Source organism: Paraburkholderia sp. GAS333 (genome assembly GCF_050435665.1).
Lineage (GTDB): Bacteria > Pseudomonadota > Gammaproteobacteria > Burkholderiales > Burkholderiaceae > Paraburkholderia > Paraburkholderia fungorum_A.
The window spans coordinates 121296-147355 of sequence record NZ_JBNDKS010000010.1 but is presented as its reverse complement, the minus strand read 5'-3'; the positions used below and the strand labels follow the sequence as shown (position 1 = coordinate 147355).

Below are 26060 nucleotides of genomic sequence, written 5' to 3'. Positions count from 1 at the left end.
CGCATTATAGCTGCGGGGGGTGCGAGGGACGGATCGACCCACACGCCATTTGCGCGTTCGCAAATGGCGTGTGGGCGTGCAACGGAGCCTTTAAATGCGGGACTTGCGGCGAGGTCCCGCAACGGCCGCTAATGCGAGCCCGCTGCCATCGCTGCATTCGATTCGCGCAGCCTCGCGAAATCGGGATCGGCTTGCAAGGTGCGCCAGGCGCTCGCTTCGAGTTCGGTTTTGCGATCGCGCTGATCGCCCCGCACGGCGCAGTCAGGGAAATAGCGGTCGTAGACATGCCACAGCGTGTCGAGATCGTTCCTGTCGGCGGATTGGGCGATGGTCGCCCGATCTTCTTTCGTCAGACGGCCTGTCAGGCAATCGACCGTTTGCCGGTCCGAATTCGCCTGGGCCTCGTCGAAGCCCGTCGACAGCCACGTCGCGGCCGCGCTGGCGACTATCACGACGGCCAAACCAACCCCCACCCATCCGATGATTTTCACGCTGCGCCCCCTGTAAAGGGCTCTGGCGGCCCCGGTTCGGCGATTCTACAGGGGTCGCACGAAATCGTCAGAAGGATGCAATAAGGTTCCGGCGACGATCCGGGCGGCCTTGCCGGCGCTGCGCCCCGCCGCCGGTTCGCGCCCATTCGGGCGCAATGCGCGCGAGTTCCTCGCCGGGCACCGGCCAGCCGATCCGAACGGGTTACAATTGCGCTTTCCGTGACAAAACTCGCACTCAATCGTTGAGCCAACGCCCCGATTCGGTGACTTGTCCCGCTCCGCTGCGTTTGCCGCCGCCACGCCACCGCGAAGGCTTTTCGAATCCCGCACACAGCGTCGAGCACATCACGCAACTTACTGATTCATCGAAGGATTTCCATGAGCCTCAAATGCGGCATCGTCGGCCTGCCTAACGTCGGCAAGTCCACCCTGTTCAATGCGCTGACCAAGGCGGGCATCGCCGCCGAAAACTATCCGTTCTGCACGATCGAGCCGAATGTCGGCATCGTCGAAGTGCCGGACGCGCGTCTGAAGGCGCTCGCCGAAATCGTCAAGCCGGAGCGCATCCTGCCGGCCGTGGTGGAATTCGTCGACATCGCCGGTCTGGTGGCGGGCGCGAGCAAGGGCGAAGGGCTCGGCAACCAGTTCCTCGCGAACATCCGTGAAACGGATGCGATCACGCACGTGGTGCGCTGCTTCGAAGACGACAACGTGATTCACGTCGCGAACAAGGTCGATCCGCTGTCGGACATCGAAGTCATCAACACCGAACTCGCGCTGGCCGACCTCGCCACCGTCGAAAAGGCTTTGACGCGCTACTCGAAGGCCGCCAAGTCGGGCAACGACAAGGAAGCCGCGAAGAACGCCGCCGTGCTGGAAAAGGTCCGCGCGCAACTCGACCAGGCCAAGCCGGTACGCGCGCTCGATCTGTCGGATGAAGAAAAAGCCACGCTCAAGCCGTTCTGCCTGATCACCGCGAAGCCGACCATGTACGTGGCGAACGTCAAGGACGACGGTTTCGAAAACAACCCGCACCTCGACGCCGTGACGAAATTCGCAGCCGCCGAAGGCGCGCCGGTCGTGGCCGTGTGCGCGGCGATCGAAGCCGAAATCGCCGACCTCGACGAAGCCGACATGGAAGTGTTCCTCGCCGACATGGGCATGGAAGAGCCGGGCTTGAACCGCGTGATCCGCGCGGGCTTCAAGCTGCTGGGCCTGCAAACCTACTTCACTGCAGGCGTGAAGGAAGTGCGCGCATGGACGATCCATATCGGCGACACGGCACCGCAGGCGGCCGGCGCGATTCACACCGACTTCGAGCGCGGCTTCATTCGCGCGCAGACCATCGCGTTCAACGACTTCATCACCTACAAGGGTGAACAAGGCGCGAAGGAAGCGGGCAAGATGCGCGCGGAAGGCAAGGAATACGTCGTTCACGACGGCGACGTGATGAACTTCCTGTTCAACGTCTAAGCCGCGTGATTGCGCGACGGCCAACGGGTCGTCGCAGCAAATTGTGCGTTCAGAAAGCCCGCTTTTATAGCGGGCTTTTTTCATTTTCGGCGCAGCGCCCGCGCATTCCGGAAGATTTCCGTTTCCTGATAGCCGATGCTACATTGCGGCTTCCGATGACCGCCGTCGTACTGTCATCGAGCATAAATAGAATCGCGCGATCCGCATTCGCGCCCGTTCCGATCAGGAGACACAACGATGAGTTGCAAGCCGCTGTTCCGTTCGCTTTCCGTCGCTGCCGTGTTGAGCTTCGGCATCAGCCAGGCGGCTCATGCCGCGACCGAAATCCAGTTCTGGCACGGCATGGAAGCCGCGTTGGGCGAACGTCTGAACGACATTGCCAACGCGTTCAACGCATCGCAGAGTGACTACAAGATCGTCCCGGTCTTCAAAGGCACGTACGACCAGACTCTCGCCGCAGGTATCGCCGCTTATCGCAGCGGCAACGCGCCGGCCATTCTGCAGGTCTACGAAGTCGGCACCGCCACGATGATGCAGGCGAAGAAAGCCGTCATTCCGGTCACCGAAGTGTTCAAACAGGCAGGCGTGCCGCTAGATCAGAAGGCCTTCGTGCCGACCATCGCCAGCTATTACAGCGACTCGAAAACCGGCGAGCTGATCTCGATGCCGTTCAATAGCTCGACGCCGGTGCTCTACTACAACAAGGATGCGTTCAAAAAGGCCGGGCTCGATCCGAACCAGCCGCCCAAAACCTGGGCCGAGTTACAGGTCGACGCGCAGAAGCTGAAGGCGTCGGGTATGTCGTGCGGTTATTCGTCGGGCTGGCAAAGCTGGATTCAACTGGAGAACTACAGCGCATGGCACGCCGCGCCGTTCGCGTCGAAGAACAATGGGTTCGACGGCCTCGACGCGCAACTCGAATTCAACAAGCCGCTACAGGTCGCGCACATCCAGTTCCTGCAGAACATGGCGAAGGAAGGCACGTTCACCTACGTCGGCCGCAAGGACGAACCGGTCTCGAAGTTCTATAGCGGCGATTGCGGGATCATCACGAACTCGTCGGGTTCGCTTGCCACGATCAGGAAGTTTGCGAAGTTCAGTTTCGGCACCGGCATGATGCCGTACGACGCAAGCGTGAAGGGTGCGCCGCAGAACGCGATTATCGGCGGGGCGAGTTTGTGGGTGCTGTCGGGCAAGGACCCTGCCGTCTATAAAGGCGTGGCGAAATTCCTCGCGTATCTGTCGTCGGCGCCGGTGGCCGCGAAGTGGCACCAGGACACGGGCTATCTGCCGGTCACCACCGCCGCGTACGACATGACCCGGCAACAGGGCTTCTACGACAAGAACCCCGGCAGCGACACCGCCATCCGTCAGATGCTCAACAAGCCGCCGCTGCCGTACACGAAGGGTCTGCGTCTGGGTAACATGCCGCAGATTCGCACGGTCATCGACGAGGAGCTCGAACAGGTGTGGGCGCAGAAGAAGACGCCGCAACAGGCGCTCGACTCGGCCGTGGCACGCGGTGACGACTTGCTGCGCCGCTTCGAAAAAGCGGGTAACTAGCCAGGCGCTCGCCTGCACGAGGCGCGGCGCACTCATCTGCGCCGCGCCCCGATCAAGGTCGCTGCATTCCCTGGGAGTTCCCAACAAAAATGGAAAAGCGCTCCAGCTTCGGCACCAGCCTGCTGCCCTACCTGCTCGTCGCGCCGCAACTCGCGATCACGCTGCTGTTTTTCTTGTGGCCCGCAGGCGAGGCGCTCTGGCAGTCCACGCAAACGCAGGACGCATTCGGCACGTCGAGCGAGTTTGTCGGGCTGGCCAACTTCAGGCAACTCTTCGCCGATCCGCTTTATCTGTCGTCGTTCTATACGACGCTGATCTTCTGCACGCTCGTGACCGTGTCGGGACTGGCCATCTCGCTGCTGCTCGCGGTATGCGCCGATCGCGTGACGCGCGGCGCGCGCATCTATCAGACGCTGCTGATCTGGCCTTACGCAGTCGCGCCCGCGATTGCCGCCGTGCTGTGGTCGTTCCTGTTCAATCCGAGCATCGGCCTGGTCACCTATACGCTGGCGAAATACGGGATCGTGTGGAATCACGCGCTGAATGCAGGTCAGGCGATGTTCCTGGTGGTGCTCGCGTCGGTCTGGAAACAGGTCAGCTATAACTTCCTGTTCTTCTACGCCGGTTTGCAGGCCATTCCGCGTTCGCTGATCGAAGCGGCTGCAATCGACGGCGCGGGTCCGGTGCGCAGATTCTTCGGTATCGCTTTGCCGCTGCTTTCGCCGACAAGTTTCTTCCTGCTCGTCATCAACATCACGTATGCGTTTTTCGATACGTTCCCCGTCATCGATGCAGCTACCAGCGGCGGCCCCGCTCAGGCAACCCGCACGCTGATCTACAAGATCTTCGCCGAAGGCTTCCAGGGACTCGACATCGGCAGTTCAGGCGCGCAGTCGGTGGTGTTGATGGTGATCGTCGTCGCGCTGACAGTCGTGCAATTCCGCTTTATCGAACGCAGGGTTCAATACTCATGATCGAGAACCGGCGCGGCTTCGACCTCTTCTGCCACGCGGTGCTGCTTGTCGGCGTCGTGCTGGTGGTGTTTCCCGTGTACGTGGCGTTCTGCGCGGCCACGATGAGCGAGCACGAGGTGTTCAGCGTGCCGCTGTCGCTGGTGCCGGGCACGCATCTGTTCGAGAACATCGCGACCGTGTGGACGCACGGCAGCGGCAACGCGGCGGCGCCGTTCGGCCGCATGCTGCTCAACAGCCTCGTGATGGCGCTGGTGATCTCGATCGGCAAGATCGCGGTCTCGATGATCTCCGCGTACGCAATCGTCTACTTCCGTTTTCCGTTCCGCAATCTCGCGTTCTGGCTGATCTTCGTCACGCTGATGCTGCCGGTCGAAGTGCGGATTTTCCCGACCGTTCAAGTCGTTTCGTCGATGCATCTGAGCAACACGTACAGCGGTTTGACGCTGCCGCTGATCGCGTCGGCCACCGCGACATTTCTGTTCCGCCAGTTCTTCATGACGCTGCCGGACGAATTGATGGAAGCGGCGCGCATCGACGGCGCGGGGGCGATGCGCTTTTTCTGGGACGTGGTGCTGCCGCTGTCGAAAACGAACATGGCCGCGCTGTTCGTGATCACGTTCATTTACGGCTGGAATCAATATTTGTGGCCGATCCTGATCACGAGCCAGCAGTCGCTGATGACGGCCGTGGTCGGCATCCGCAGCATGATCGCTTCCGGCGACACGGCGACTGAATGGCATCTGGTGATGACCGCGACCTTGCTCGCGATGCTGCCGCCGCTCGCGGTCGTGTTGACGATGCAGCGCTGGTTCATGCGCGGGCTGGTGGATTCGGAAAAGTGACTGGCGGCGACGGGCTCGTGATGCGCACCGAGCCGGGAACCAAGCAAACAAAGGCTAAAACCGCATGGCTGCACTGACTCTGCAACGCGTTAAGAAAACCTACGACGGCAAACAGTTCGTGCTGCACGGCATCGACGTGGACGTCGCCGACGGCGAATTCGTCGTGATGGTCGGGCCGTCCGGATGCGGCAAATCCACATTGCTGCGGATGGTCGCGGGACTCGAACGCATCTCCGAAGGCAGCATTTCCATCGCCGGAAAGGTGGTCAACGAGCTGGAGCCGAAGGACCGCAACATTGCGATGGTGTTCCAGAACTACGCGCTTTATCCGCATATGAGCGTGGCTGAGAACATGGGCTACGCGCTGAAAATCGCCGGCGTCGAAAAAGCGCAGATCGCGAAGCGCGTGCAGAACGCCGCGCAGATTCTCGAACTCGAAGCGCTGTTGCAGCGCAAGCCGCGCGAGCTGTCCGGCGGACAACGGCAGCGCGTGGCGATGGGCCGCGCGATCGTCCGCGAGCCGGCGGTGTTTCTGTTCGACGAACCGTTGTCGAATCTCGACGCGCGTCTGCGCGTGCAGATGCGCCTCGAAATCCAGCGCCTGCATGCGCGGCTCGCGACGACGAGCCTGTACGTCACGCACGATCAGATCGAAGCGATGACACTGGCGCAACGCGTGATCGTGATGAACAAGGGTCACGCGGAACAGATCGGCGCACCGACCGACGTCTACGAGCGGCCGGCCACGGTGTTTGTCGCGAGCTTTATCGGCTCACCTGGAATGAATCTGCTGGAAGGCCGCGTATCGGACGACGGCGCGACATTCGATGTCGCCGGCAACGGTCCGAAACTTCCGCTGACGGGTGCGGCCGCGATCGGCAACGAAGTCGCCCGAGGCCGCGAATGGACGCTCGGCATCCGTCCCGAACACATGAGTCCGGGTCAGGCGAACGTGGCCCACGCGACCCTCACCGTCGATTCGTGCGAGCTGCTCGGCGCGGACAACCTCGCGCATGGCCGCTGGGGCAAGCACGATGTGACAGTGAGATTGCCGCATGCGCATCGGCCTAAAACGGGCGACGCGTTGCAGGTAGCACTGCCCGCAGCGCATCTGCATTTCTTCGATCCGTCGACGGGACGGCGGGCGAATTGAGGTTTCGCTAAGCGCGTAAGCCAGAAAAAATCAGAACAACAACGTCATCCATAACAATGAAAAATATCGCCGCCAAAACCGTCCGCTTCTGCTGCGCCGCTGCTTTGGCGATGCTATTCGGCGTGTCGTCCGGGGCCGCGTTTGCGTACGCCGCGCCGGCCCCCGGCTCGGATTCCGGCGAAGCCGACCTCAGCAATCACAACACATACACCAACCGCGACGGGAACACCGTCCACGCGCCGGCCCGCTCGCTGTCCGGCAAAGCGCCGGAAGGTGCAACCGCGCGCTGTCGCGACGGCACCTACAGCTTCAGCCGACACCGCAGCGGTACATGCTCCCGGCACGGCGGCGTCGCGGACTGGCTTTGAGCTTTGAGCTTTGAGCTTTGAGCTTCGAAACCCCGAAGCCCGCCACAAAACCGAAGCCCCTGCCGCCCCACCCTCACCCCGAAGTACAATGCCAGCTGAACCACCCGCCCGCGCGCGGGGCGTCGCTGAGTCCGACGCCGCGCTCGATACCGCGCCGGCCGGCGCCAGGCACTCCGCCTGGCTTGAGCACCGCTAATACCGATTACCCATCCACCCCACGACTGCCCGCCCCCGCGCGGCCGGCGTCGTCAACGTCTATTGCAAGCAAATGGCCCAATACGTCTTTACCATGAACCGGGTCGGCAAAATCGTGCCGCCCAAGCGTCAAATCCTGAAAGACATCTCGCTGTCGTTTTTCCCCGGCGCGAAGATCGGCCTGCTCGGCCTGAACGGCTCGGGCAAGTCGACGCTGATCCGCATCATGGCCGGTGTGGACAAGGACATCGAAGGCGAAGCCACGCCGATGCCGAACCTGAACATCGGCTATCTGCCGCAGGAACCGCAGCTCGACCCGAACCAGACGGTGCGTGAAGCGGTCGAGGAAGGTCTCGGCGACGTGTTCAACGCGCAGAAGAAGCTCGACGAAATCTACGCCGCCTACGCCGAGGAAGACGCCGACTTCGACGCGCTCGCGGCCGAACAGGCGAAGTACGAAGCGATTCTGGCGACGTCGGACGGCAACGCCGAACAGCAGATCGAAATCGCCGCCGACGCACTGCGCCTGCCGGCCTGGGACGCGAAGATCGAGCATCTGTCGGGCGGCGAAAAGCGCCGCGTCGCACTGTGCAAGCTGCTGCTCGAAAAGCCCGACATGCTGCTGCTCGACGAACCGACCAACCACCTGGACGCGGAATCGGTCGACTGGCTCGAACAGTTTCTGACCCGCTTCCCGGGTACGGTCGTCGCCGTGACCCACGATCGCTACTTCCTCGATAACGCCGCCGAGTGGATTCTCGAACTCGACCGCGGCCACGGCATTCCGTGGAAAGGCAACTACAGCAGCTGGCTCGATCAGAAGGAAGAGCGCCTGAAGCAGGAAGAGTCGTCGGAATCGGCGCGTCAGAAGGCGATCAAGAAGGAACTGGAGTGGGTGCGCCAGAACCCGAAGGGCCGTCAGGCGAAATCGAAGGCGCGTATCGCCCGCTTCGAGGAACTGAACAGCCAGGACTACCAGAAGCGCAACGAAACGCAGGAAATCTTCATCCCGGTCGGCGACCGTCTGGGCAATGAAGTGATCGAGTTCAAGAACGTCAGCAAGTCGTATGGCGACCGTCTGCTGCTCGACGACGTCAGCTTCAAGATTCCGGCTGGCGCGATCGTCGGCATTATCGGGCCGAACGGCGCGGGTAAATCGACGCTGTTCCGCATGCTGACCGGCCGTGAACAGCCGGATTCGGGCGAGATCGTGCAAGGTCCGACCGTCAAGCTCGCTTACGTGGACCAGAGCCGCGACGCGCTGGACGGCTCGAAGACCGTGTTCGAAGAAATCTCCGGCGGTGCGGACGTGCTGACGGTCGGCAAGTACGAAACGCCGTCGCGCGCATACATCGGCCGCTTCAACTTCAAGGGCGGCGACCAGCAGAAGATCGTCGGTAACCTGTCGGGCGGTGAGCGCGGCCGTTTGCATCTCGCGAAGACGCTGATCGCGGGCGGCAACGTACTGCTGCTGGACGAACCGTCGAACGACCTCGACGTCGAAACGCTGCGCGCGCTCGAAGACGCGCTGCTCGAATTCGCGGGCTCGGTGCTGGTGATTTCGCACGATCGCTGGTTCCTCGACCGGATCGCGACGCACATCCTCGCGTTCGAAGGCGATTCGCAAGTGACGTTCTTCGACGGCAACTACCAGGAATATGAAGCGGACAAGCGCGCGCGTCTCGGCGAAGAGGCTGCGCGTCCGAAGCGTCTGCGTTACAAGCCAATCGCGCGTTGATTGTAGGGCTGGCGGCCCTGCCCGAGTTTGGGCGGGCCGCTTCGCTCAAGTAGTTTTGCGGGCTGAATCTGGTGGTCGACATGGACCGTGAGAGACGGCCCGTTTTGTATTGGACTCATCGGGCCATCATTGCGGCTTGCCTCAACGGAATGGCGGCAATGGGTGCCAGGGCACATGCATTGCGTGCCACCGCGTGATACATGTCGTGATGCTCGCGGAACGCCGTATTCCGCGAGAACTAAAACGCCGCAAAACCGGCCAGAGCCACACCACGCACAACGTGATGACGAGGAGAAAACATGGCGATGTCGAAGGGCAAGCGCTGGTTGATCGCCGTGGGCGGCGTCCTGCTGGTGCTGGTTGTCGGGGTGCTCGGCGCGCTCCAGTTCGCACAGCGGGAAGTCAAGGAACGCGTGATCGCTGCCCTCGGCCCGCTCGGCAGCGCCGAGAACATCGACGTCGGCCTGACCTCGGTTCATCTCACGAACGTGCTTCTCAAACCGCCGTCCGGCTGGCCGGCCGGCGATCCGCTGCGGGCGGACGAAATCACCCTCACCCCCGATATCCGCGATCTGCTCGCGCGGCGCATCCACATCCGCAGCGTGGTGGTGCGCGGTTTCGACATGGCCGTGCTGCGCACGAAAGACGGCTCGCTGAATCTGCTGCCGAATCTGCGCGAATCGGTCAACAAATCGGATCAGGAAACGAACGGCGCCAGCGGCGCGGAACCGTCCACTCCGCGCGAAAAGCAGATCGACCAGATCCGTTTCGAGCAGGGCAACTTCCATTTCTACGACATGACAGTCGGGCCGCCCGCGTTCAAGGTGACGGTTAGCAATGCGAATGCGACCGTCGGCAATATCCATTTGCCTGAACTCACCGAGCAGACCACCGTCGACGTCAGCGGCTCGATCAAAGGGCCGACGCATACGGGCACGGTGTCGTTCGGCGGCTGGATCAGGATCGCCAGCAAGGATTCGCAGACCACCAGCAAACTGCGCGGCATCGATATCGTGATGCTCGATCCGTATCTGCTGAAAAAGGCCGGGGCCAAGGCGCAAATCAACGGCGGCACGGTCGATCTGACGGTCGAGTCGACGGTGCGCAACTATCAGTTGCACGCGCCCGGCAGCGTGACGGTCCACAACCTGCAACTCGCCGACAGCGACAATCCGCTCGACACGTTCATGTCGATCCCGACCAAAGCCGCCGTTGCCGCCCTGAAGTCGCACAACGGCGACATCACGCTGCATTTCGTGCTGGACGGAGATTTGCGCGATCCGAAATTCTCGGTGCGCGAAGGCATCATGAAACGACTCGGCGCCGGCTTCGCGAAGGAGTTGGGCGTGAGCGTGGAAGGTGTGGCGAAAGGCGCTGGCGAAACGGTGAAGGGTTTGGGGAACGCGTTGAAAAATTTGCTGGGACAGTGACGATTGTCAGTTGTCGAGGCGGCCGGGCAGTGAGATTGCCTGGCCGACGCCTCTTACGTCAATTGCGCGCTCAAACCGGCAGCCCCAGCTCCCGCAGCTTCGCTTCGGTCTGCGCGGCATTCGTGTGATGCACGCCGTGCCAGCCAAGCGCGGTCGCGGCTTGCGCGTTCTTCAGATTGTCGTCGATGAAAACCAGTTCGGCGGACTGGATGCCCGGCATCTGCAACTCGATCCGCTGACGCATCTCCGCGAAAATCGCCGGATCGGGTTTCACCAGCTTTACCCGCCCCGACACGACAATGTCGCGAAACCGCCGCAACACCGGGTAGTGCTCCCACGCATACGGAAAAGTCTCGGCCGACCAGTTGGTCAGCCCGAACAGCGGCACATCGGCGGCCTCGAGCTTTTCCATGATCGCGACGCCCTCTTCCAGCACGCCCGCCACCATCTCATGCCAGCGTTCATAGAAAGCGCGGATCAAGGGTTCGTGATCGGGAAACTTCGCGATCAGCTCGTCGGTGGCTTCGACAATCGGCTGACCGCCGTCCTGGCGGATCACCCAGTCCATCGAGCAGACGTGAGTGAGAAACCAGCGGCGCTCCGTTTCGTCGGGAATCAGCTCGCGGTACAGATACTCGGGACTCCAGTCGATCAGCACGCCGCCGAAATCGAACACGACTGCCTTAATGGCCATGCGCTCTCCGTAAAGTCAGTTGCCTGCCAGCCGCCGCCCCACCGCGAGCGGATCGGGTTCAGATTCAGATGGGTTGCGTGCGCAACTCCAGCCACGCCAGCGCGTCGCCCGACACATGCGGCGACAGACGTGTGCGCACCGTTTCGTGATACGCGTTCAGCCACGCACGCTCATCGTCGCGCAGCAGCGACAGGTCGAGACAGCGCGTGTCGATCGGGCAAAGCGTCAACGTTTCGAACTTGAGAAAATCGCCGAATTCGGTTTTCCCGGCCGCCACATTCAGCACGAGGTTTTCGATCCGCACGCCCCACTTGCCCGGCCGGTAAATACCCGGCTCAACAGACGTGATCATGCCTTCTTCCATCGCGGTCCACGGTTCAGCGGGCGCGTAGTGCGAGATCACCTGCGGGCCTTCGTGCACGTTCAGGAAATAGCCGACGCCGTGGCCGGTGCCGTGGCCGTAATCCGCGCCCGCTTCCCAGATCGGCGCGCGGGCGATGGCGTCGAGCATCGGCGAGCGGATGCCGCGCGGGAATTGCGCACGCGACAACGCCATCGTGCCCTTCAGCACGATCGTGAAATCGCGCCGCTGCGCTTCGCTCGGGGTGCCGACCGGCACGACGCGCGTGATGTCGGTCGTGCCGCTCAGGTATTGCGCGCCGGAATCGATCAGCAGCAGTCCATCGCCTTCGACCACCGAATGCGATTCTTCGGTCGCGCGGTAATGCGGCATCGCGCCGTTCGCGTTGAAACCGGCGATCGTCGCAAAACTTAACGAGACAAAGCCCGGACGACGCGCTCGCGCCGCCGTCAGCTTTTCGTCGATAGTCAATTCGGTGATCGTCTCGCGGCCCAGCGCGCTTTCAAACCACGCGAAGAATTCGGCCAGCGCCGCGCCGTCCTGCTCCATCGTCGCGCGCACGTGGGCGGCTTCGGCGCTGGTCTTGCACGCCTTGAAGAACGTGGAGGGATTGACGGCCTCGACCACCTTCACCGTCGACGGCACCGATTGCAGCGAGCCATAAGTGATGCGGCGCGGGTCGATCAGCAAGGTACCGCCGGCGGGCAGCGCGGCGAGCGCCTCGGCCGCCTTCGCATACGGTTCGACGCTGATGCCATCACGCGCGAGCGCTGCGGCCAGTTCCGGCGAGACCTTGCCGTTTGCGACAAACAGCGACGCACCGTCGACGCCGATCAGCGCATGCGCAACGAACACCGGGTTATAGCTGACGTCGGCGCCGCGCAGATTCAGCAGCCACGCGAGGTCGTCGAGCGTGGAAATGAAGTGCCACTGCGCGCCTTTGTCGGCCATCGCGCGACGAATCTGCGCCAGTTTTTCCGAACGCGCGACGCTGGCATGCGGCGCCGCGTGTTCGAACACGGCCTCAGCAGGCAACGACGGACGCTGCGGCCAGATTGCGTCGAACAGATCGACGTCGGTGCGCAGCTTCACGCCGCGCGCGTTCAGCGCCTGGGTCAATGCCCGCGCCGCCGCCACGCCGAGCACCGCTCCGTCGACACCCACCGTGCCGCCCTCCGCCACGTTTTGCGCGAGCCAGTCGAAGTGCGGCGCGGTTTGCTGGCCGCCTGTCATCTTCATGAGCTGGACGCCGGTTCCGGCGAGCTGCGCGTTGGCCTGCTCCCAGTAGCGGCTGTCGGTCCAGACGCCTGCGAAATCGGCGGTGACGACCAGCGTGCCAGCCGAACCGGTGAAGCCCGACAGCCATTGCCGGCCCTGCCAGCGCCCCGGCAGATACTCAGACAGATGCGGGTCGGCGGACGGCACCAGATAGGCGGCCACGCCCTCGCGCGCCATGGCGTCGCGCAAAGTCGTCAAACGTTCGGGGATGGAGGAAGTTTCGGGGAGTCGGGCATTCATGGGAGTCACCTGCAAGTATTCATCGACGGGAAAGCAAGCCGACCGTCACGGCAACGGCGAACAACGCAACGGCAGCGCAGACCGGCCATTCGAGCGTATCACCATCATGGAAAAGACCGGTCACATTGCCGGCCATGCGCGCGACGGCCGCGCCCAGAACGCCGGCCAGCAGCGCGAGCCACCAATGGGCACGGCTCGACCGGCGCAGCGGATGCAACCACCAGCCGGCGAGACCAATGACGACGCCGAGTACAACGATGCCGGGCCATCCCATTAGCGGTCAGCCTCGCGCAGTTTCAGATTTGTCTCATGGGCGCAGAGGGCCAAGACGTCTAGCATTTTTGTCTCATTAACTATAGAAGTTCGGCACGGCGCTTTCCGCATAGCGGTTGAGTTTAGGGGTCGGGGTGATGTTAGGCAAGCCGTCAGCCTTTCGGCCAAGCCTTCCCCGGTCATTGCCAGGCTGACACCGCGCCATGCGAATCGCTCTAATCGAACCCGACGTGCAGCATGCCCGAGCGATCGACCGGCTGGTCTTTGCCGGCGGCCATGTGTGCCAGCACTTCACCGCAAGCGCTCCATTTCTGCAAAGCGCGCAGACCGACTTCTTCGATCTTCTCATCACCGAAAACTGGGCCGGCGACCATTGCGCCGAAGACGTGATTCCGCTGGCCCGCGCAATCCTGCCGGATTTGCCGGTCATGGTGCTGATGGCCGCGCCGCGCGAAAGCCAGATTGTCGCCGCCTTGCACGCCGGCGCCGACGACTGTCTGAACAAACCGGTGCGCGGCCCGGAAATGCTGGCGCGCATCCACGCGCTGATGCGTCGCGCGGGGCTACGGCGACCGCCCAACCGGCGGCGGGATGTGATCGGCGGCTATTCGTTCGACGCCGCGCATTTCGCGGTCGCCTTCCGTGACCAGACGGTTATCCTGACGCCCAAGGAATTCCGGCTGGCGCTACTGCTGTTCAGCAATCTCGCGCGGCCCGTTTCGCGCGTGCATATCCTCGAAGTCGTCTGGACACGTGGCCGCGACGTACCGTCGCGCACCGTCGACACCCACGTGTCGCGCGTACGCAGCAAATTGCAGTTGCGCGTCGAGCTCGGCTATTGCCTGACGCCGCTTTACGGCTACGGCTATCAACTCGACCCGGTTCCGCTCGAGACTCCCGCCGAGACCGCGTGACGGCTCGAGGATGTGGAAATCGTGGAAACGCTATAATATTGGGCTAAACCATAGTGCCCCCAAATGCAGCTTCTAACGATCGGAATCAATCACCACACTGCGCCTGTCGCCCTGCGCGAACGCGTGGCGTTTCCGCTCGAACAGATCAAGCCTGCACTGGACACGTTCAAAGGTGTCTGGCTCGGCCGCACCGCCCGCACGGCGCCTGAAGCGGCAATTCTTTCCACGTGCAATCGCACTGAGCTTTACTGCGTCACCGACGACCAGGCCGCGCGCGAAGCCGCGATCCAGTGGTTTTCGAAGTACCACAATCTCCCCATCGACGAACTCGCGCCGCACGTCTACGCACTGCCGCAGTCTGAAGCGGTGCGCCATGCGTTCCGCGTCGCGTCGGGGCTCGATTCAATGGTGCTCGGCGAAACGCAAATCGTCGGACAAATGAAGGATGCGGTGCGCACCGCATCCGAAGCCGGCGCGCTCGGTACGTATCTGAACCAGTTGTTCCAGCGTACCTTCGCGGTCGCGAAGGAAGTACGCAGCACGACGGAAATCGGCGCGCAGTCGGTTTCGATGGCGGCCGCGGCCGTCCGGCTCGCACAGCGCATCTTCGACAAGATTTCGAATCAGCGCGTGCTGTTCATCGGCGCGGGCGAAATGATCGAGTTGTGCGCGACCCACTTTGCCGCGCAGCATCCGCGTGAACTGGTGGTCGCAAACCGTACCGCCGAGCGCGGTTCGCGGCTTGCTGAGCGCTTCAACGGCCGTGCTATTCCGCTGTCGGAACTGCCGTCGCGCATGCATGAATTCGACATCATCGTGTCGTGCACGGCGTCCACGTTGCCGATCATCGGACTCGGCGCGGTCGAGCGCGCGGTGAAGGCGCGTCGTCACCGGCCCATTTTCATGGTCGACCTGGCCGTTCCGCGCGACATCGAGCCCGAAGCCGGTCAGCTCGAAGACGTGTTCCTTTATACCGTCGACGACCTCGGTGCGATCGTCCGCGAAGGCAATGCTTCGCGGCAAGCCGCGGTCGCGCAGGCCGAAGCGATCATCGAAACGCGCGTGCAGAATTTCATGCAGTGGCTCGACGCGCGCAGCATCGTGCCGGTTATCCGCCACATGCATACGCAAGCCGACGTGCTGCGCCGCGCTGAAGTCGAGCGTGCGCAGAAAATGCTCGCGCGTGGCGAAGATCCGGCTGCGGTGCTCGAAGCGTTGTCGCAGTCGCTCACCAATAAGCTGATCCACGGTCCCACGCATGCGCTCAATCACGCGAGCAGCGAAAGCCGTGACACGCTCATCGAACTGATGAGCGGTTTTTACAAACACTCCGGTTCCACCGAGCGTTAGCGGCGCAGCCTGCGCCGCGCTGTCCGCGCCTCGCACGAGTGGCGCGCGACGTGCTTCTGACAGGGCATCCGCCCACTCCCCTAGTCGCCGTCCCGCGGAGTCCGCTCCGATACCGATACCCGTCCGATGAAAACGAGCATGCAACGCAAGCTCGACCAGCTCACCATAAGGCTGGCCGAACTGAACGACCTGTTGAGCCGCGAGGACGTCACCTCGAATCTCGACCAATACCGCAAGCTGACGCGCGAACACGCCGAGCTTGGGCCGGTGGTCGAGCATTACGCGCTGTGGCGCAACGCGATGAACGATGCGGAAACCGCGCAGGAACTGCTGACGGACGCGTCGATGCGCGATTTCGCGGAAGAGGAGATTCGCGCGGCGCGTGACCGGATGGAGCAACTCGGTGCCGAGCTGCAGAAGATGCTGCTGCCGAAAGATCCGAACGACGACCGCAATATCTTCGTCGAAATCCGCGCGGGTACGGGCGGCGACGAGTCAGCGCTGTTCGCGGGCGATCTGCTGCGGATGTATTTGCGCTATGCCGAGCGTAATCGCTGGCAGGTCGAAATGATGTCGGCGAGCGAATCAGACCTCGGCGGCTACAAGGAAGTAATTGTGCGGATCGCCGGCGAAGCCGCCTATTCGAAGCTGAAGTTCGAATCCGGCGGACATCGCGTGCAGCGCGTGCCCGCCACCGAAACCCAAGGCCGGATTCACACGTCGGCGTGCACGGTGGCTGTCATGCCGGAAGCCGATGAAATCGGCGAGGTCGAGATCAATCCGGCCGATCTGCGCATCGACACGTTCCGCGCGTCGGGCGCGGGCGGTCAGCACATCAACAAGACCGATTCGGCGGTGCGCGTCACGCACTTGCCGACGGGGATCGTCGTCGAATGTCAGGACGACCGCTCGCAGCACAAGAACAAGGATCGCGCGCTGAAGGTGCTGGCCGCGCGCATCAAGGACAAGCAGTCGCACGAGCAGCAGGCGAAGGAAGCCGCGACGCGCAAGAGCCTGATCGGCTCGGGCGACCGTTCCGAGCGAATTCGTACGTATAACTTCCCGCAAGGACGGCTGACCGATCACCGGATCAACCTCACGCTGTATCGCCTCGACGCGATCATGGACGGTGATCTGGACGAACTGATCGCAGCGCTCGTCAGCGAGCATCAGGCCGAGTTGCTGGCTTCGCTGGGCGACGCGGACTGACCGGCAAGCCGATGACTTCTGCCACTCCGGTCACGCCCGCCGCGCTGTTGCGCGGCTCGCCATTGCCGCCGCTCGAAGCGCGGATTCTGCTCACACACGTGCTCGGCTGGCGGCCCACGCAGTTGATTACCCGCAGCGACGAAGCGCTCGATGCCGCGAATGTTGAGCAATTCCGCGCGCTCGAAGCGCGGCGCGTGGCCGGTGAGCCTGTCGCGCAACTGGTCGGCGCACGCGAGTTTTTCGGACTGGATTTCGAGGTGACGCGCGACGTGCTGATTCCGCGTCCCGAAACCGAATTGCTGGTCGAAACCGCGCTGGCTGCCATGGACGGCATTTCGCGTCCGCGCGTGCTCGATCTCGGCACTGGCACGGGCGCAATTGCCGTGGCGATTGCGTCGATGCGGCCCGACGCGCAAGTCTGGGCGCTCGACCGTTCGGCCGAAGCGCTGGCGGTTGCCACGCGCAATGCCGTCCGTCTGCTGGATGCAAAACGGCCGGGCAGCGCTGTCGCGTTGAGCCGGAGCGACTGGTACGACTCGCTCGATCCGGCGTTGCGCTTCGACGTGATCGTCAGCAATCCGCCGTATATCGCGGACGGCGACCCGCATCTGTCGGAAGGCGATCTGCGCTTCGAACCGCGCGGCGCGCTTACCGACGAAGCCGACGGCCTCAGCGCGATCCGCAAAATCGTCGCTGGTGCGACCGCGCGGCTCGCCGCCAACGGCGTCCTGTGGATCGAGCACGGTTACGATCAGGCCAAAGCCGTCCGCGAACTGCTGACGGCGCAATGCTTCGCGCAGGTTCGCTCGGAGCGCGATCTCGCCGGAATCGAGCGGATCAGCGGCGGCCGCGTGAGCGCTGCCGCCTAGAACCGGCGGATCTCAAACCGGCCCTCGGCCGGCCGAAGCGAAATCCGCTATCATTTCAGCCTATTGTGCGACACGCACCGTTCGCTCACGTTACGAGCATCGACAATCAAACCCACTTTTCTCTGGGGGTTTGGGGGACTTTTGTCCTTAATTTTTCTGCGTGAGTGCATCGGCTTTTACGCCGCATGCTATGTATTAATCCGATTATCCTCGGATTCCGCCTCGTCAGCGGCACCAAACCGCTGACAAAGCGGAGTGGCGTCTACTAATTGCCCCTTCTTTTGGAAGGGGCACTCACTTCGATGCGAGCGACAAGCTCGATCCGTCATTGTTCAACCTCGGTCTGCCTGTCGGATAGTTCTTATCGACTGGTACGGCTGTGGCAGAGAACCTGTTATACGACTAGCAGTAGCCTACGAAGACATGCGTCACTGGTAACGGTGGGGTGTGAAGCTCTTCTGACAAAGTAGCCTCCGGATGTTCTCGGACAAGTGATCTCCGTGAGGCGATCACTTGGATACTCCTAGCAGCAAAAGGGGTTGAGGAGCTGGCTGACTGACACGGTCAACATATGTGAACTGCTGATAAACCTCGTAAAAATGGCGTTGCCAAAGCTGCTGACAGGCAACAACCAAAAGGTGTGCGGCCGGTTAACTCGCTGGTAGGACGGGTTACGTCGTCATCGGTGCCGCCGGGGAAGAGGCAGGACCTAAATCAGTCGTGTGACGGATCGGGAACGTGGTAAGCCCGTATGGTTGCCTGCGGAACATTGCAGGCAGGTGGACCGCAAGGAACGCTGTTGACTGTGCGGGTATGGGAGGACGGAAAAAGCGAACGCCAGACTGTAATGGTTTGGATAGGGGCTGAGACATTGCCCCACGCGAAAGCGGGCAGACTTCCGTTTGGTCTACCGTCGCAAGACGGCTGACGGACCTTTCGCTAAAAACTGGTGATCGTTGGCGGCTGCTCTAGCCGTCAGTGTATGTATTTAACCCCCTTGCGGGAGCAGATAGCTCCCGCAAGGGGCGATCTGTTCTTCGCTCGGGTCTCACTTTTTTTTCGAGCAGGAGAGCAGCATGAAAGTATCTATCCGCGAGGATCGATCTGCGCTTTCCCACGCGCCGGACAACTGGCACGCCATCGATTGGCGTCGCGTTGAACGGAACGTGAGAGGGATGCAGATTCGAATTGCGAAGGCGACGCGGGAACGCGACTGGCGCAGGGTGAAAGCCCTGCAACGGATGTTGACCCGCACGTTGTCCGCAAAGCTGCACGCGGTACGACGTGTTACGCAAAACCAGGGTGCGCGAACGGCGGGAGTCGATCGCGAGCTTTGGAATTCACCTGAAAGTCGATGGCAGGCCGTCAACCGGTTGACGCGACGTGGATACAAGCCTCTGCCTTTACGGAGAATCTTTATCCCCAAGGCCAATGGGAAGGAGCGCCCTTTGGGCATCCCAACCATGCGGGACAGGGCGATGCAAGCTTTGTATCTGCTGGCCTTGGAACCGGTGTCGGAATCGATGAGTGACCCAAACTCTTATGGGTTCAGGTTAAGTCGCTCGACGGCTGATGCAATGTCCCAGATTTTCGTCGCCATGTCTCAGCACGGTTCGGCCCGCTGGGTACTGGAGGCGGACATCAAGGGCTGCTTCGACTACATCAATCATGACTGGCTGGAGAACCATGTCCCGATGGACAGGGCAATCCTCCGAAAATGGTTGAAGGCTGGCCTGATTTACAAAGGACAGTTACAGGCGACTGAGGCCGGTACGCCACAGGGCGGGATCATCTCCCCTACGCTGGCGAACGTGACGCTGAACGGGCTTGAACGTGAACTGATTGCGCATCTTGATGCGAAATTTGGGATCGCAAAAGCAAAGAAGCTGAAGGTGAATGTGGTGCGATACGCGGATGACTTCGTCATAACCGGCGACTCGAAAGAGATACTGGAAAACGAAGTGAAGCCTTGGGTGGAAGCATTCCTGGCAACTCGAGGACTGCAACTGTCGGAGGAGAAAACGCGGATCACTCACATTGATCAAGGCTTTGATTTCCTTGGGTGGAACTTCCGGAAGTACTCGGGAAAGCTACTCATCAAGCCGAGCAAAAAGAACGTGCAAACGTTCTATCGCAAGGTGGCGGATACGATCAGTGGCAACAAGACGGTGAAGCAGGCGGATCTGATTCGTTTGCTCAATCCGATGCTACGGGGCTGGGCGCAGTACCACAGTCCCGTGGTTGCCAAGCAAGCGTACAGCCGCATGGAGCATCTGATTTTCAAGAGGCTTTGGCGGTGGTCGAAGCGGCGTCATCCTAAGAAGAGCACCAGTTGGATAAAGAAGAAATACTTCTGCTCCATTGGTGATCGACACTGGGTGTTCGCCGCTCCAATAACTCGCGAAGACGGCAGTAAGGGGCTTTTTGACCTGTACGAAATCAGCGGTACGGTTATCAAAAGGCATAAGAAGATTCGAGGGGATTACCACCCCTTTGATCCAATGTTGGAGCAATACAGCGAGAAACTGCGGCAGGAACGCATGGTGAATTCGATGCGTTATCGAAAGCAGTGGGCCACGCTGTATCTATCGCAGAGCGGGTTGTGTGCGCACTGCAACTGTGCCCTAACGGACGAAACGGGTTGGCACGACCATCATCTGGAATATCGGATGCATGGCGGGTCAGACGCGCTGTCTAATCGGGTACTGCTTCACCCCCAATGCCACCAACTGGTACACGCTGGTAAAATCGCAGTAACTAAACCGTCTCTGCGTTAAGCAGGGATTTGCCGTAGGCTTGAGCTGTATGCGGGGAAACTCGCACGTACAGTTCTTAGGGGGCCCCTCTTCCGCGAGGAAGGGGGGCTACCCTACCCCTACACATCACGGAACCGCAAGGTCAGTCATGGATACGCAACAACGCATCAAGCAAATCGTCGACGAAAATAACGTCGTCCTCTTCATGAAGGGCACGGCCCAGTTTCCGATGTGCGGCTTTTCCGGCCGTGCCATCCAGATCCTGAAGGCATGCGGCGTCGGCGAAATCAAAACCGTCAACGTCCTCGAGGACGACGAAGTCCGTCAAGGCATCAAGACGTTCTCGAACTGGCCGACCATTCCGCAGCTCTACGTGAAGGGCGAGTTCATCGGCGGCTCGGACATCATGATGGAAATGTACGAATCGGGCGAACTCCAGCAGCTGTTCGCCGCGGCCTGATCGGCCTCGTCCGGACGTTTGTTCCCCCGCATTTCCCGATAAGGCGCCGCGAGCCATGGAAACACGCGCTGCGGCGCCCCGCCGGCTGATCGTCGCGATCACCGGTGCAACCGGCGCCATCTACGGCATCCGGCTGCTTGAAACGCTGCGCAGGCTCGGCGGCGTGGAGAGCCATCTGCTGATTTCGAGCGCTGGCTGGCTCAATATCCAGCACGAACTCCAGTTGAGCAAAGAAGACGTGCATCCGCTCGCGGATGTCGTCCATTCTGTGCGCGACGTCGGCGCGAGCATCGCGTCCGGCTCGTTTGCCACCGACGGCATGGTCGTCGCCCCCTGTTCCATGCGAACGCTCGCAAGCGTCGCACATGGCTTTTCGGACAACCTGATCACCCGCGCCGCCGACGTCACGCTGAAAGAGCGCCGCCGGCTCGTCCTGCTTGTGCGCGAAACGCCGTTCAACCTCGCGCATCTGCGGAATATGACGGCGGTGACCGAAATGGGTGGCGTAATTTTCCCGCCCCTGCCTGCTTTCTACAATCAGCCCACCTCAATCGATCAGATGGTCGACCACACCGTCGCACGCGTGCTGGATCTGTTCGCACTCGGACCCGCGTTGTCGCCTGCCTGGGCGGGGTTGCGCGGTCCTCAGGAATAACGGGCCGACCGATTCTGGTCGGAATCAGCGAGCGCCGATTAATAACAACGGCGACACAATCAATTCTGATTTCGCCCGTTTATCAAACCTCAGTGCAGGCCTATATTGATAGCAACCCCACTTCTGCGCCGCATCCACGCGGCTGCGTTGCTGCCATGAACCGCCTTCCTTCGCTTTTCCTTTCGCACGGCGCGCCCACGCTGCCGATCGATCCGTCCATGCCGTCCGCCGAATTCGGCTCGCTGAGCGCCCAGTTGCCGCGCCCGGAGTCCATCCTGATGCTGTCGGCCCACTGGGGCACGGCGCAGCCCGTGGCGAGCACGTCAACGGCCCCAGAGACCATTCACGACTTCTATGGCTTTCCGCGTCAGTTGTACGAGATCCAATATCCGGCTCCCGGGGCGCCCGACGTTGCGCGCCGCGCCGCCGCGCTGCTCGGCGACAACGGCATCCTCGCGGATGTCCAGCCGCATGGGCTCGACCACGGCGCGTGGGTGCCGATGCTGCTGATGTTCCCGCACGCCGACGTGCCCGTCGCCCAGTTGTCGATCCAGCCGCACATGGACGCCGCGCACCACTTCCACGTGGGCCGCGCGTTGCGTGCGCTGAAGGACGACGGCGTGATGGTGATCGGCTCCGGCCAGATCACGCACAATCTGCGTGCCGCCGATTTTTCAGCGCGTCCGGAAGACGCCGATCCGCGTGTTACGGAGTTCACCGACTGGTTCGAAGACAGGCTCGCCGCGCACGACGTCGACGCGCTGCTGGACTACCGCCGCCAGGCTCCGTACGCGGTGCTGATGCATCCGACGGACGAACATCTGCTGCCCGTTTTCGCTGCGCTAGGTGCCGCCGACGACGATTATTCGCTCGGCATCCAGTCGCTCGGCACGTTCCAGCGGTCGCTGGCCATGACGAACTACGTGTTCGGCACCGCCTGACCGACGCCGCCGCGCGAGCCGTCGGCAAACAAAAAGCCCGCCTGAGCGCAAACTCAGGGGGGCTTTTTTATCCGCCGACTCTAATCAGGAGCCGGTATCCAGCATTCGGCGCAGCAAAAAGTTAATGCGCGCCCATGCCTTCGAGCACTTCGTCGTGCGTCTGACGCTCTTCGAGGTATTCCGAGCGGTAGCCGCTCTGGACGCCCCAGTAGTAGAACACCAGCGCGAAAGCGATCACCACCACCATGTCCCAGCCGTACGGCAGGATGCCGAAACCGCCGAACTCCTTGCTGCCGATCAGCGACAACACCGCCATCACCGGCAGATACGCGACCAGCCACCACGCCGCCTTCAGATCGCGGCCCCAGCCGGCAAAACCCGACTTCGCCTGGAAGTAGAAGTACACCGGCAACGCGACGACCATCAGCAGAATGATTTCGCCGGTGAGCGGCCACTTAGCCCAGTACAGGATCAGCGACGCGCACGTGAACGCGAACGGCGCAATCACCTTCATGCCGACGATGTGCAGCGGACGATCGAGGTCCGTTGCCGCGCGGCGCAACGCCATCAGGCTGATCGGGCCCGTCAGGTACGAGATCACGGTCGCGACCGAAATCACGGCCGCCAGCGAGCTCCATCCACGGAAGAAGAACAGGAAGATGAACGACACCAGCAGGTTGAACCACATCGCCTGACGCGGCACGCCGTAGAACGGGTGCACGTTGCCGAACATCTTCGGCATCGTGTTGTTGCGCTCCATCGCGTAGATCATGCGGGTCGTGGTCGCCATGTACGTGGTACCCGTACCGCTCGGGCTGACGAATGCGTCGACATACAGCAGGATCGCGAGCCAGTTCAGGTTCAGCGCAATCGCCAGTTCCGCGAACGGCGACGCGAAGTTGAAGTGACTCCAGCCCTTCATCACGTCGGTCGGGTTCACCGCGCCGATATAGGCAATCTGCAACAGCACGTAGATCACCAACGCCAGCAGAATCGAGCCGATCACCGCGAACGGTACGCTCTTGGCCGGATTGCGCGCTTCACCCGCGAGGTTGATCGGGCTCTGGAAACCGTTGAACGCGAACACAATGCCGCTCGTCGCAACCGCGGTGAATACCGACGACCAGCCGTACGGCGCGAAGCTGCTCGCTTCACCGAAGTTTTCCTTGTGGAAACCCGTCAGCATCAAGCCGAGGATCGTTGCGCCAGGAATCAGGAACTTGAAGATCGTGATCGCCGAATTGGCGCGCGCGAACAACTTCACGCCCCAGTAGTTCAGCAGGAAGTAAATGATCACGAGACCCGCGGACAGTAATAACCCGTTGGTCGTTAATGACCCATTCACGAATAGCGCATGCGCCCATGGATAGGGCCACGTACTCATATATTGAATGGATGCTTCAGCCTCGATTGGAATCACCGAGACAATGGCAATCCAGTTGGCCCACGCGCTGATAAAGCCAACCAGCGCGCCATGCGAATAGCGCGCGTAACGCACCATCCCGCCGGACTCCGGGAACATTGCGCCGAGTTCGGCATAGGTCAACGCAATCGCGAGAATCACGACTGCGCCGATAATCCACGCACAAATGGAAGCCGGACCTGCAATTTTTGCGGCCTTCCACGCGCCGAACAGCCAGCCCGATCCGATGATCGAACCCAGGCCGGTCAGCATCAGCGCGAACGGCCCGATGTTCCGTTGTATAGAACTTTTCACGTCTTCTCCTGTTTCAGAACCATGTCGGCACCGCGTGACATCGCTTGGGGCGCTGGAGACGGGGTGACGCGCATGCATGCGCGACGGGTTCCATTCTAGACAGGTGCAACCGACGCGCGGCGCGTAGTTTAACGGTTGCACCGCATGGATGCAGCGAAACTAAGGGTTCTCCCTGGCAAATTTATGAGATACGCAGCAAGCTTTGTAAGCAAATTCCGCGCCCGTTAGTCAAATATTCGTAAAGTTTTAGGGAGAGTGTTGACCTTCTCTCAAAATCGCCGTATAACGTCCGGGCAGGATTTCAAGCGGCGAGTGAATTGGTCTTTCGTAGGTCGCCCATCAACGGTACTCCGGTTGTCCCATTACCCCCTTCCTTGATTTTCATGCACTTTCTGGGCTTCGGCCTTATTTACCATCTTTAGGAACAAGTAATATGGAAACCGGTACCGTCAAGTGGTTCAATGACGCAAAGGGCTTTGGCTTCATCACGCCGGACGGCGGTGGCGAAGATCTGTTCGCGCATTTCTCGGAAATCCGCACGGAAGGCTTCAAGACGCTGCAAGAAAACCAAAAGGTCACGTTTGAAGTCAAGACGGGCCCGAAGGGCAAGCAAGCTGCTAACATCAAGCCGGCTTAAGTGGCCAGGTAAGCAGACAAGCTTCCTTCTGGACGCAAAAAAACCCCGCCTCGGCGGGGTTTTTTTATATCCAGCTCAATTGAATCAATTGAATAAGCTGATTATCTTCGCGATACGCGATTGATTAAGTTCGGGTTTATCCGAAGATACGGCGTGCGTGAATACCGAGTCCCGTTGCGACGCTGGCGAGTCGATCGCCGAATACCGCTTTAGCGTCCGGAAATGCCGCCGCCAATGCACCCGATAGAAACGAAAGGCCGGTCGATCCACCGGTGAAATAAATCGCGCTGACGGCGCGGGTCGCGACGCCTGCCGCCTGCACCGTGTCGCGTGCGGCTTGCACAATGCGCAGCGTTTCGTCATGACCGGCTTTAATCAGTTGCGCTTCGTCGAACGCGAGGCGCAGGTCGTCTTCCACTTCGTCGAGATCGATCACGGTCTCACCGCCCGCCGCCACGCCGATCTTCGCTTCTTCCGCGTGCGCGGCCAGTGCGTGACCCAGACGGCGGTCCACAACGCGCATCAGCCGGTCGTGGTGCTTCGTCTCGGTGAACAGGTGGCGCATCAGCGTGAGTTCGCTGACGCGTTTCGGCGCGTAGACCGTGTTGATCAGATGCCACGTCGCCAGATCAAAATAGATCCGGTTCGGGATTTCACGTCCTTCCGAATCCAGCGACTGATAGCCGAGTTCGCGCAGAATCGTCGCGAGTTCGACGCGACGGTCGAAGTCCGTGCCCGCGACGTGCACGCCGTGGTGCGCCAACACGTCGTCCTTGCGCTCGACACGCTTCATCCGCTCCGGCCCCACCCGCACCAGCGAAAAGTCCGACGTACCGCCGCCGATGTCGGCAACCAGTACGAGCCCTTCTTCCGTCAGATGCGACTCGTAGTCGAACGCGGCCGCGATCGGCTCATACTGAAAGTGGATTTCCCGCAAACCGACTGCGCGCGCCGCCGCTTCGAGCTGCTGCTGCGCCATCAGATCGGCGCGCGGGTCGTCGTCGACGAAAAACACTGGCCGGCCCAGCACCGCGCGATTGATCGCGCCGCCCGTGCTCTTTTCGGCCGAGCGCTTCAGATGATCGACGAAGATCGCGATGATATCGGTGTACTTGATCGCCGTACCGTCGCCGAGATCGGTGGAATTCTCGGCAAGCGGCGAGCCGAGAATGCTTTTCATCGAGCGCATCAGACGGCCGTCGAAACCGTCGATGTAGGCCGCAAGCGCCGCCCGCCCGAACTCGCGGGTGTCTTCGTCAGTGTTGAAAAAGACCGAGGTGGGCAGCGTCGTGTAGGCGCCTTCGACCGGCGCGAGCTTGAGCTGCGCGCCATCAGGCACGGCTACGGCCGAGTTGGAAGTACCGAAGTCAATCGCGCAATAGTTCATGGCAGGAATCGCCGCTCACGGCTGGCGCGGACAGAAAGGGGAGCGGCTTTGTAACACGAAAGCTCGATCAGCATCAACTAACGCCCTCGGAT

23 protein-coding genes are annotated in these 26060 nt (G+C 61.5%); 17 read left to right on the top strand and 6 right to left on the bottom strand.

From position 1 onward, the window contains the following. Positions 1 to 128: 128 nt before the first annotated feature. Entirely contained in the window at positions 129 to 491 is a 363-nt protein-coding gene (locus ABH945_RS33290) for a hypothetical protein (RefSeq protein ID WP_074765968.1), read from the bottom strand. 378 nt (positions 492 to 869) lie between these two features. Here ABH945_RS33290 and ychF point away from each other — a divergent pair, with 378 nt between their 5' ends. The 8 genes from ychF to ABH945_RS33250 all read left to right on the top strand — a co-directional run bounded on the left by ychF (position 870) and on the right by ABH945_RS33250 (position 10227). Beyond that, complete coding sequence (gene ychF / locus ABH945_RS33285) at positions 870 to 1964, top strand: redox-regulated ATPase YchF (RefSeq protein ID WP_046567635.1); 1095 nt, start codon at positions 870 to 872, stop codon at positions 1962 to 1964. 237 nt (positions 1965 to 2201) lie between these two features. Beyond that, positions 2202 to 3527 carry a sn-glycerol-3-phosphate ABC transporter substrate-binding protein UgpB gene (gene ugpB / locus ABH945_RS33280; RefSeq protein ID WP_429253448.1) on the top strand — a complete coding sequence of 442 codons (1326 nt, stop codon included), beginning with the start codon at positions 2202 to 2204 and terminating at the stop codon, positions 3525 to 3527. Between the two features lie 89 nt (positions 3528 to 3616). Beyond that, entirely contained in the window at positions 3617 to 4501 is an 885-nt protein-coding gene (gene ugpA, locus ABH945_RS33275) for a sn-glycerol-3-phosphate ABC transporter permease UgpA (protein WP_074765972.1), read from the top strand. Continuing rightward, positions 4498 to 5343 (top strand): sn-glycerol-3-phosphate ABC transporter permease UgpE, encoded by an 846-nt coding sequence (gene ugpE, locus ABH945_RS33270; RefSeq protein WP_429253447.1) that lies wholly within the window; start codon positions 4498 to 4500, stop codon positions 5341 to 5343. Before ugpA ends, ugpE begins: the two co-directional genes overlap by 4 nt. Before the next feature lie 64 nt (positions 5344 to 5407). Next, positions 5408 to 6496, top strand: a complete 1089-nt coding sequence (locus ABH945_RS33265) for a sn-glycerol-3-phosphate import ATP-binding protein UgpC (protein WP_429253446.1) — start codon at positions 5408 to 5410, stop codon at positions 6494 to 6496. 56 nt (positions 6497 to 6552) lie between these two features. Further along, positions 6553 to 6864: a DUF3761 domain-containing protein gene (locus tag ABH945_RS33260; protein ID WP_429253445.1), complete on the top strand. Its 312-nt coding sequence runs from the start codon at positions 6553 to 6555 to the stop codon at positions 6862 to 6864. Positions 6865 to 7132: 268 nt separating this feature from the next. Further along, on the top strand, positions 7133 to 8797 hold the full coding sequence (gene ettA, locus ABH945_RS33255) for an energy-dependent translational throttle protein EttA (protein ID WP_429253444.1): 1665 nt from the start codon (positions 7133 to 7135) through the stop codon (positions 8795 to 8797). Positions 8798 to 9096: 299 nt separating this feature from the next. Then, a complete protein-coding gene (locus ABH945_RS33250) occupies positions 9097 to 10227 on the top strand; it encodes a DUF748 domain-containing protein (protein WP_429253443.1) in 1131 nt (376 codons plus the stop codon). A gap of 70 nt (positions 10228 to 10297) precedes the next feature. On the opposite strand, the gene ABH945_RS33245 is transcribed toward ABH945_RS33250, so the two are convergent. From ABH945_RS33245 to ABH945_RS33235, 3 genes are all read right to left on the bottom strand, one after another. Then, positions 10298 to 10921 (bottom strand): HAD family hydrolase, encoded by a 624-nt coding sequence (locus ABH945_RS33245; RefSeq protein WP_429253442.1) that lies wholly within the window; start codon positions 10919 to 10921, stop codon positions 10298 to 10300. 64 nt (positions 10922 to 10985) lie between these two features. Further along, positions 10986 to 12800 (bottom strand): aminopeptidase P family protein, encoded by a 1815-nt coding sequence (locus ABH945_RS33240; protein ID WP_429253441.1) that lies wholly within the window; start codon positions 12798 to 12800, stop codon positions 10986 to 10988. A 19-nt stretch (positions 12801 to 12819) separates the two neighbouring features. Continuing rightward, positions 12820 to 13074: a hypothetical protein gene (locus tag ABH945_RS33235; RefSeq protein ID WP_074765988.1), complete on the bottom strand. Its 255-nt coding sequence runs from the start codon at positions 13072 to 13074 to the stop codon at positions 12820 to 12822. Between the two features lie 202 nt (positions 13075 to 13276). On the opposite strand from ABH945_RS33235, the gene ABH945_RS33230 reads away from it, so the two are divergent. The 8 genes from ABH945_RS33230 to ABH945_RS33195 all read left to right on the top strand — a co-directional run bounded on the left by ABH945_RS33230 (position 13277) and on the right by ABH945_RS33195 (position 22227). Then, on the top strand, positions 13277 to 13987 hold the full coding sequence (locus ABH945_RS33230; protein WP_074765990.1) for a response regulator transcription factor: 711 nt from the start codon (positions 13277 to 13279) through the stop codon (positions 13985 to 13987). 63 nt (positions 13988 to 14050) lie between these two features. Further along, complete coding sequence (hemA, locus tag ABH945_RS33225; protein ID WP_074765992.1) at positions 14051 to 15337, top strand: glutamyl-tRNA reductase; 1287 nt, start codon at positions 14051 to 14053, stop codon at positions 15335 to 15337. A gap of 126 nt (positions 15338 to 15463) precedes the next feature. Beyond that, positions 15464 to 16546: a peptide chain release factor 1 gene (gene prfA / locus ABH945_RS33220; protein ID WP_074765995.1), complete on the top strand. Its 1083-nt coding sequence runs from the start codon at positions 15464 to 15466 to the stop codon at positions 16544 to 16546. Between the two features lie 11 nt (positions 16547 to 16557). Then, positions 16558 to 17415: a peptide chain release factor N(5)-glutamine methyltransferase gene (gene prmC / locus ABH945_RS33215; RefSeq protein ID WP_429253440.1), complete on the top strand. Its 858-nt coding sequence runs from the start codon at positions 16558 to 16560 to the stop codon at positions 17413 to 17415. 1076 nt (positions 17416 to 18491) lie between these two features. Next, on the top strand, positions 18492 to 20192 hold the full coding sequence (ltrA, locus tag ABH945_RS33210) for a group II intron reverse transcriptase/maturase (protein ID WP_062128502.1): 1701 nt from the start codon (positions 18492 to 18494) through the stop codon (positions 20190 to 20192). Between the two features lie 127 nt (positions 20193 to 20319). Then, a complete protein-coding gene (gene grxD / locus ABH945_RS33205; protein WP_074766000.1) occupies positions 20320 to 20631 on the top strand; it encodes a Grx4 family monothiol glutaredoxin in 312 nt (103 codons plus the stop codon). Between the two features lie 55 nt (positions 20632 to 20686). After that, positions 20687 to 21286: a UbiX family flavin prenyltransferase gene (locus tag ABH945_RS33200; RefSeq protein ID WP_074766002.1), complete on the top strand. Its 600-nt coding sequence runs from the start codon at positions 20687 to 20689 to the stop codon at positions 21284 to 21286. A gap of 155 nt (positions 21287 to 21441) precedes the next feature. After that, entirely contained in the window at positions 21442 to 22227 is a 786-nt protein-coding gene (locus ABH945_RS33195) for a DODA-type extradiol aromatic ring-opening family dioxygenase (RefSeq protein WP_429253439.1), read from the top strand. Positions 22228 to 22348: 121 nt separating this feature from the next. Here ABH945_RS33195 and ABH945_RS33190 read toward each other — a convergent pair whose 3' ends face one another. Continuing rightward, a complete protein-coding gene (locus tag ABH945_RS33190) occupies positions 22349 to 23944 on the bottom strand; it encodes an APC family permease (protein ID WP_074766006.1) in 1596 nt (531 codons plus the stop codon). Between the two features lie 433 nt (positions 23945 to 24377). On the opposite strand from ABH945_RS33190, the gene ABH945_RS33185 reads away from it, so the two are divergent. Then, the gene (locus ABH945_RS33185) at positions 24378 to 24581 is read left to right on the top strand and encodes a cold-shock protein (RefSeq protein ID WP_060858913.1); all 204 of its coding nucleotides are present in this window, start codon (positions 24378 to 24380) and stop codon (positions 24579 to 24581) included. Between the two features lie 136 nt (positions 24582 to 24717). Here the strand turns inward: ABH945_RS33185 and ABH945_RS33180 are convergent, their stop codons facing one another. After that, positions 24718 to 25968, bottom strand: a complete 1251-nt coding sequence (locus ABH945_RS33180; protein ID WP_429253438.1) for an Hsp70 family protein — start codon at positions 25966 to 25968, stop codon at positions 24718 to 24720. Between the last annotated feature and the right edge of the window lie 92 nt (positions 25969 to 26060).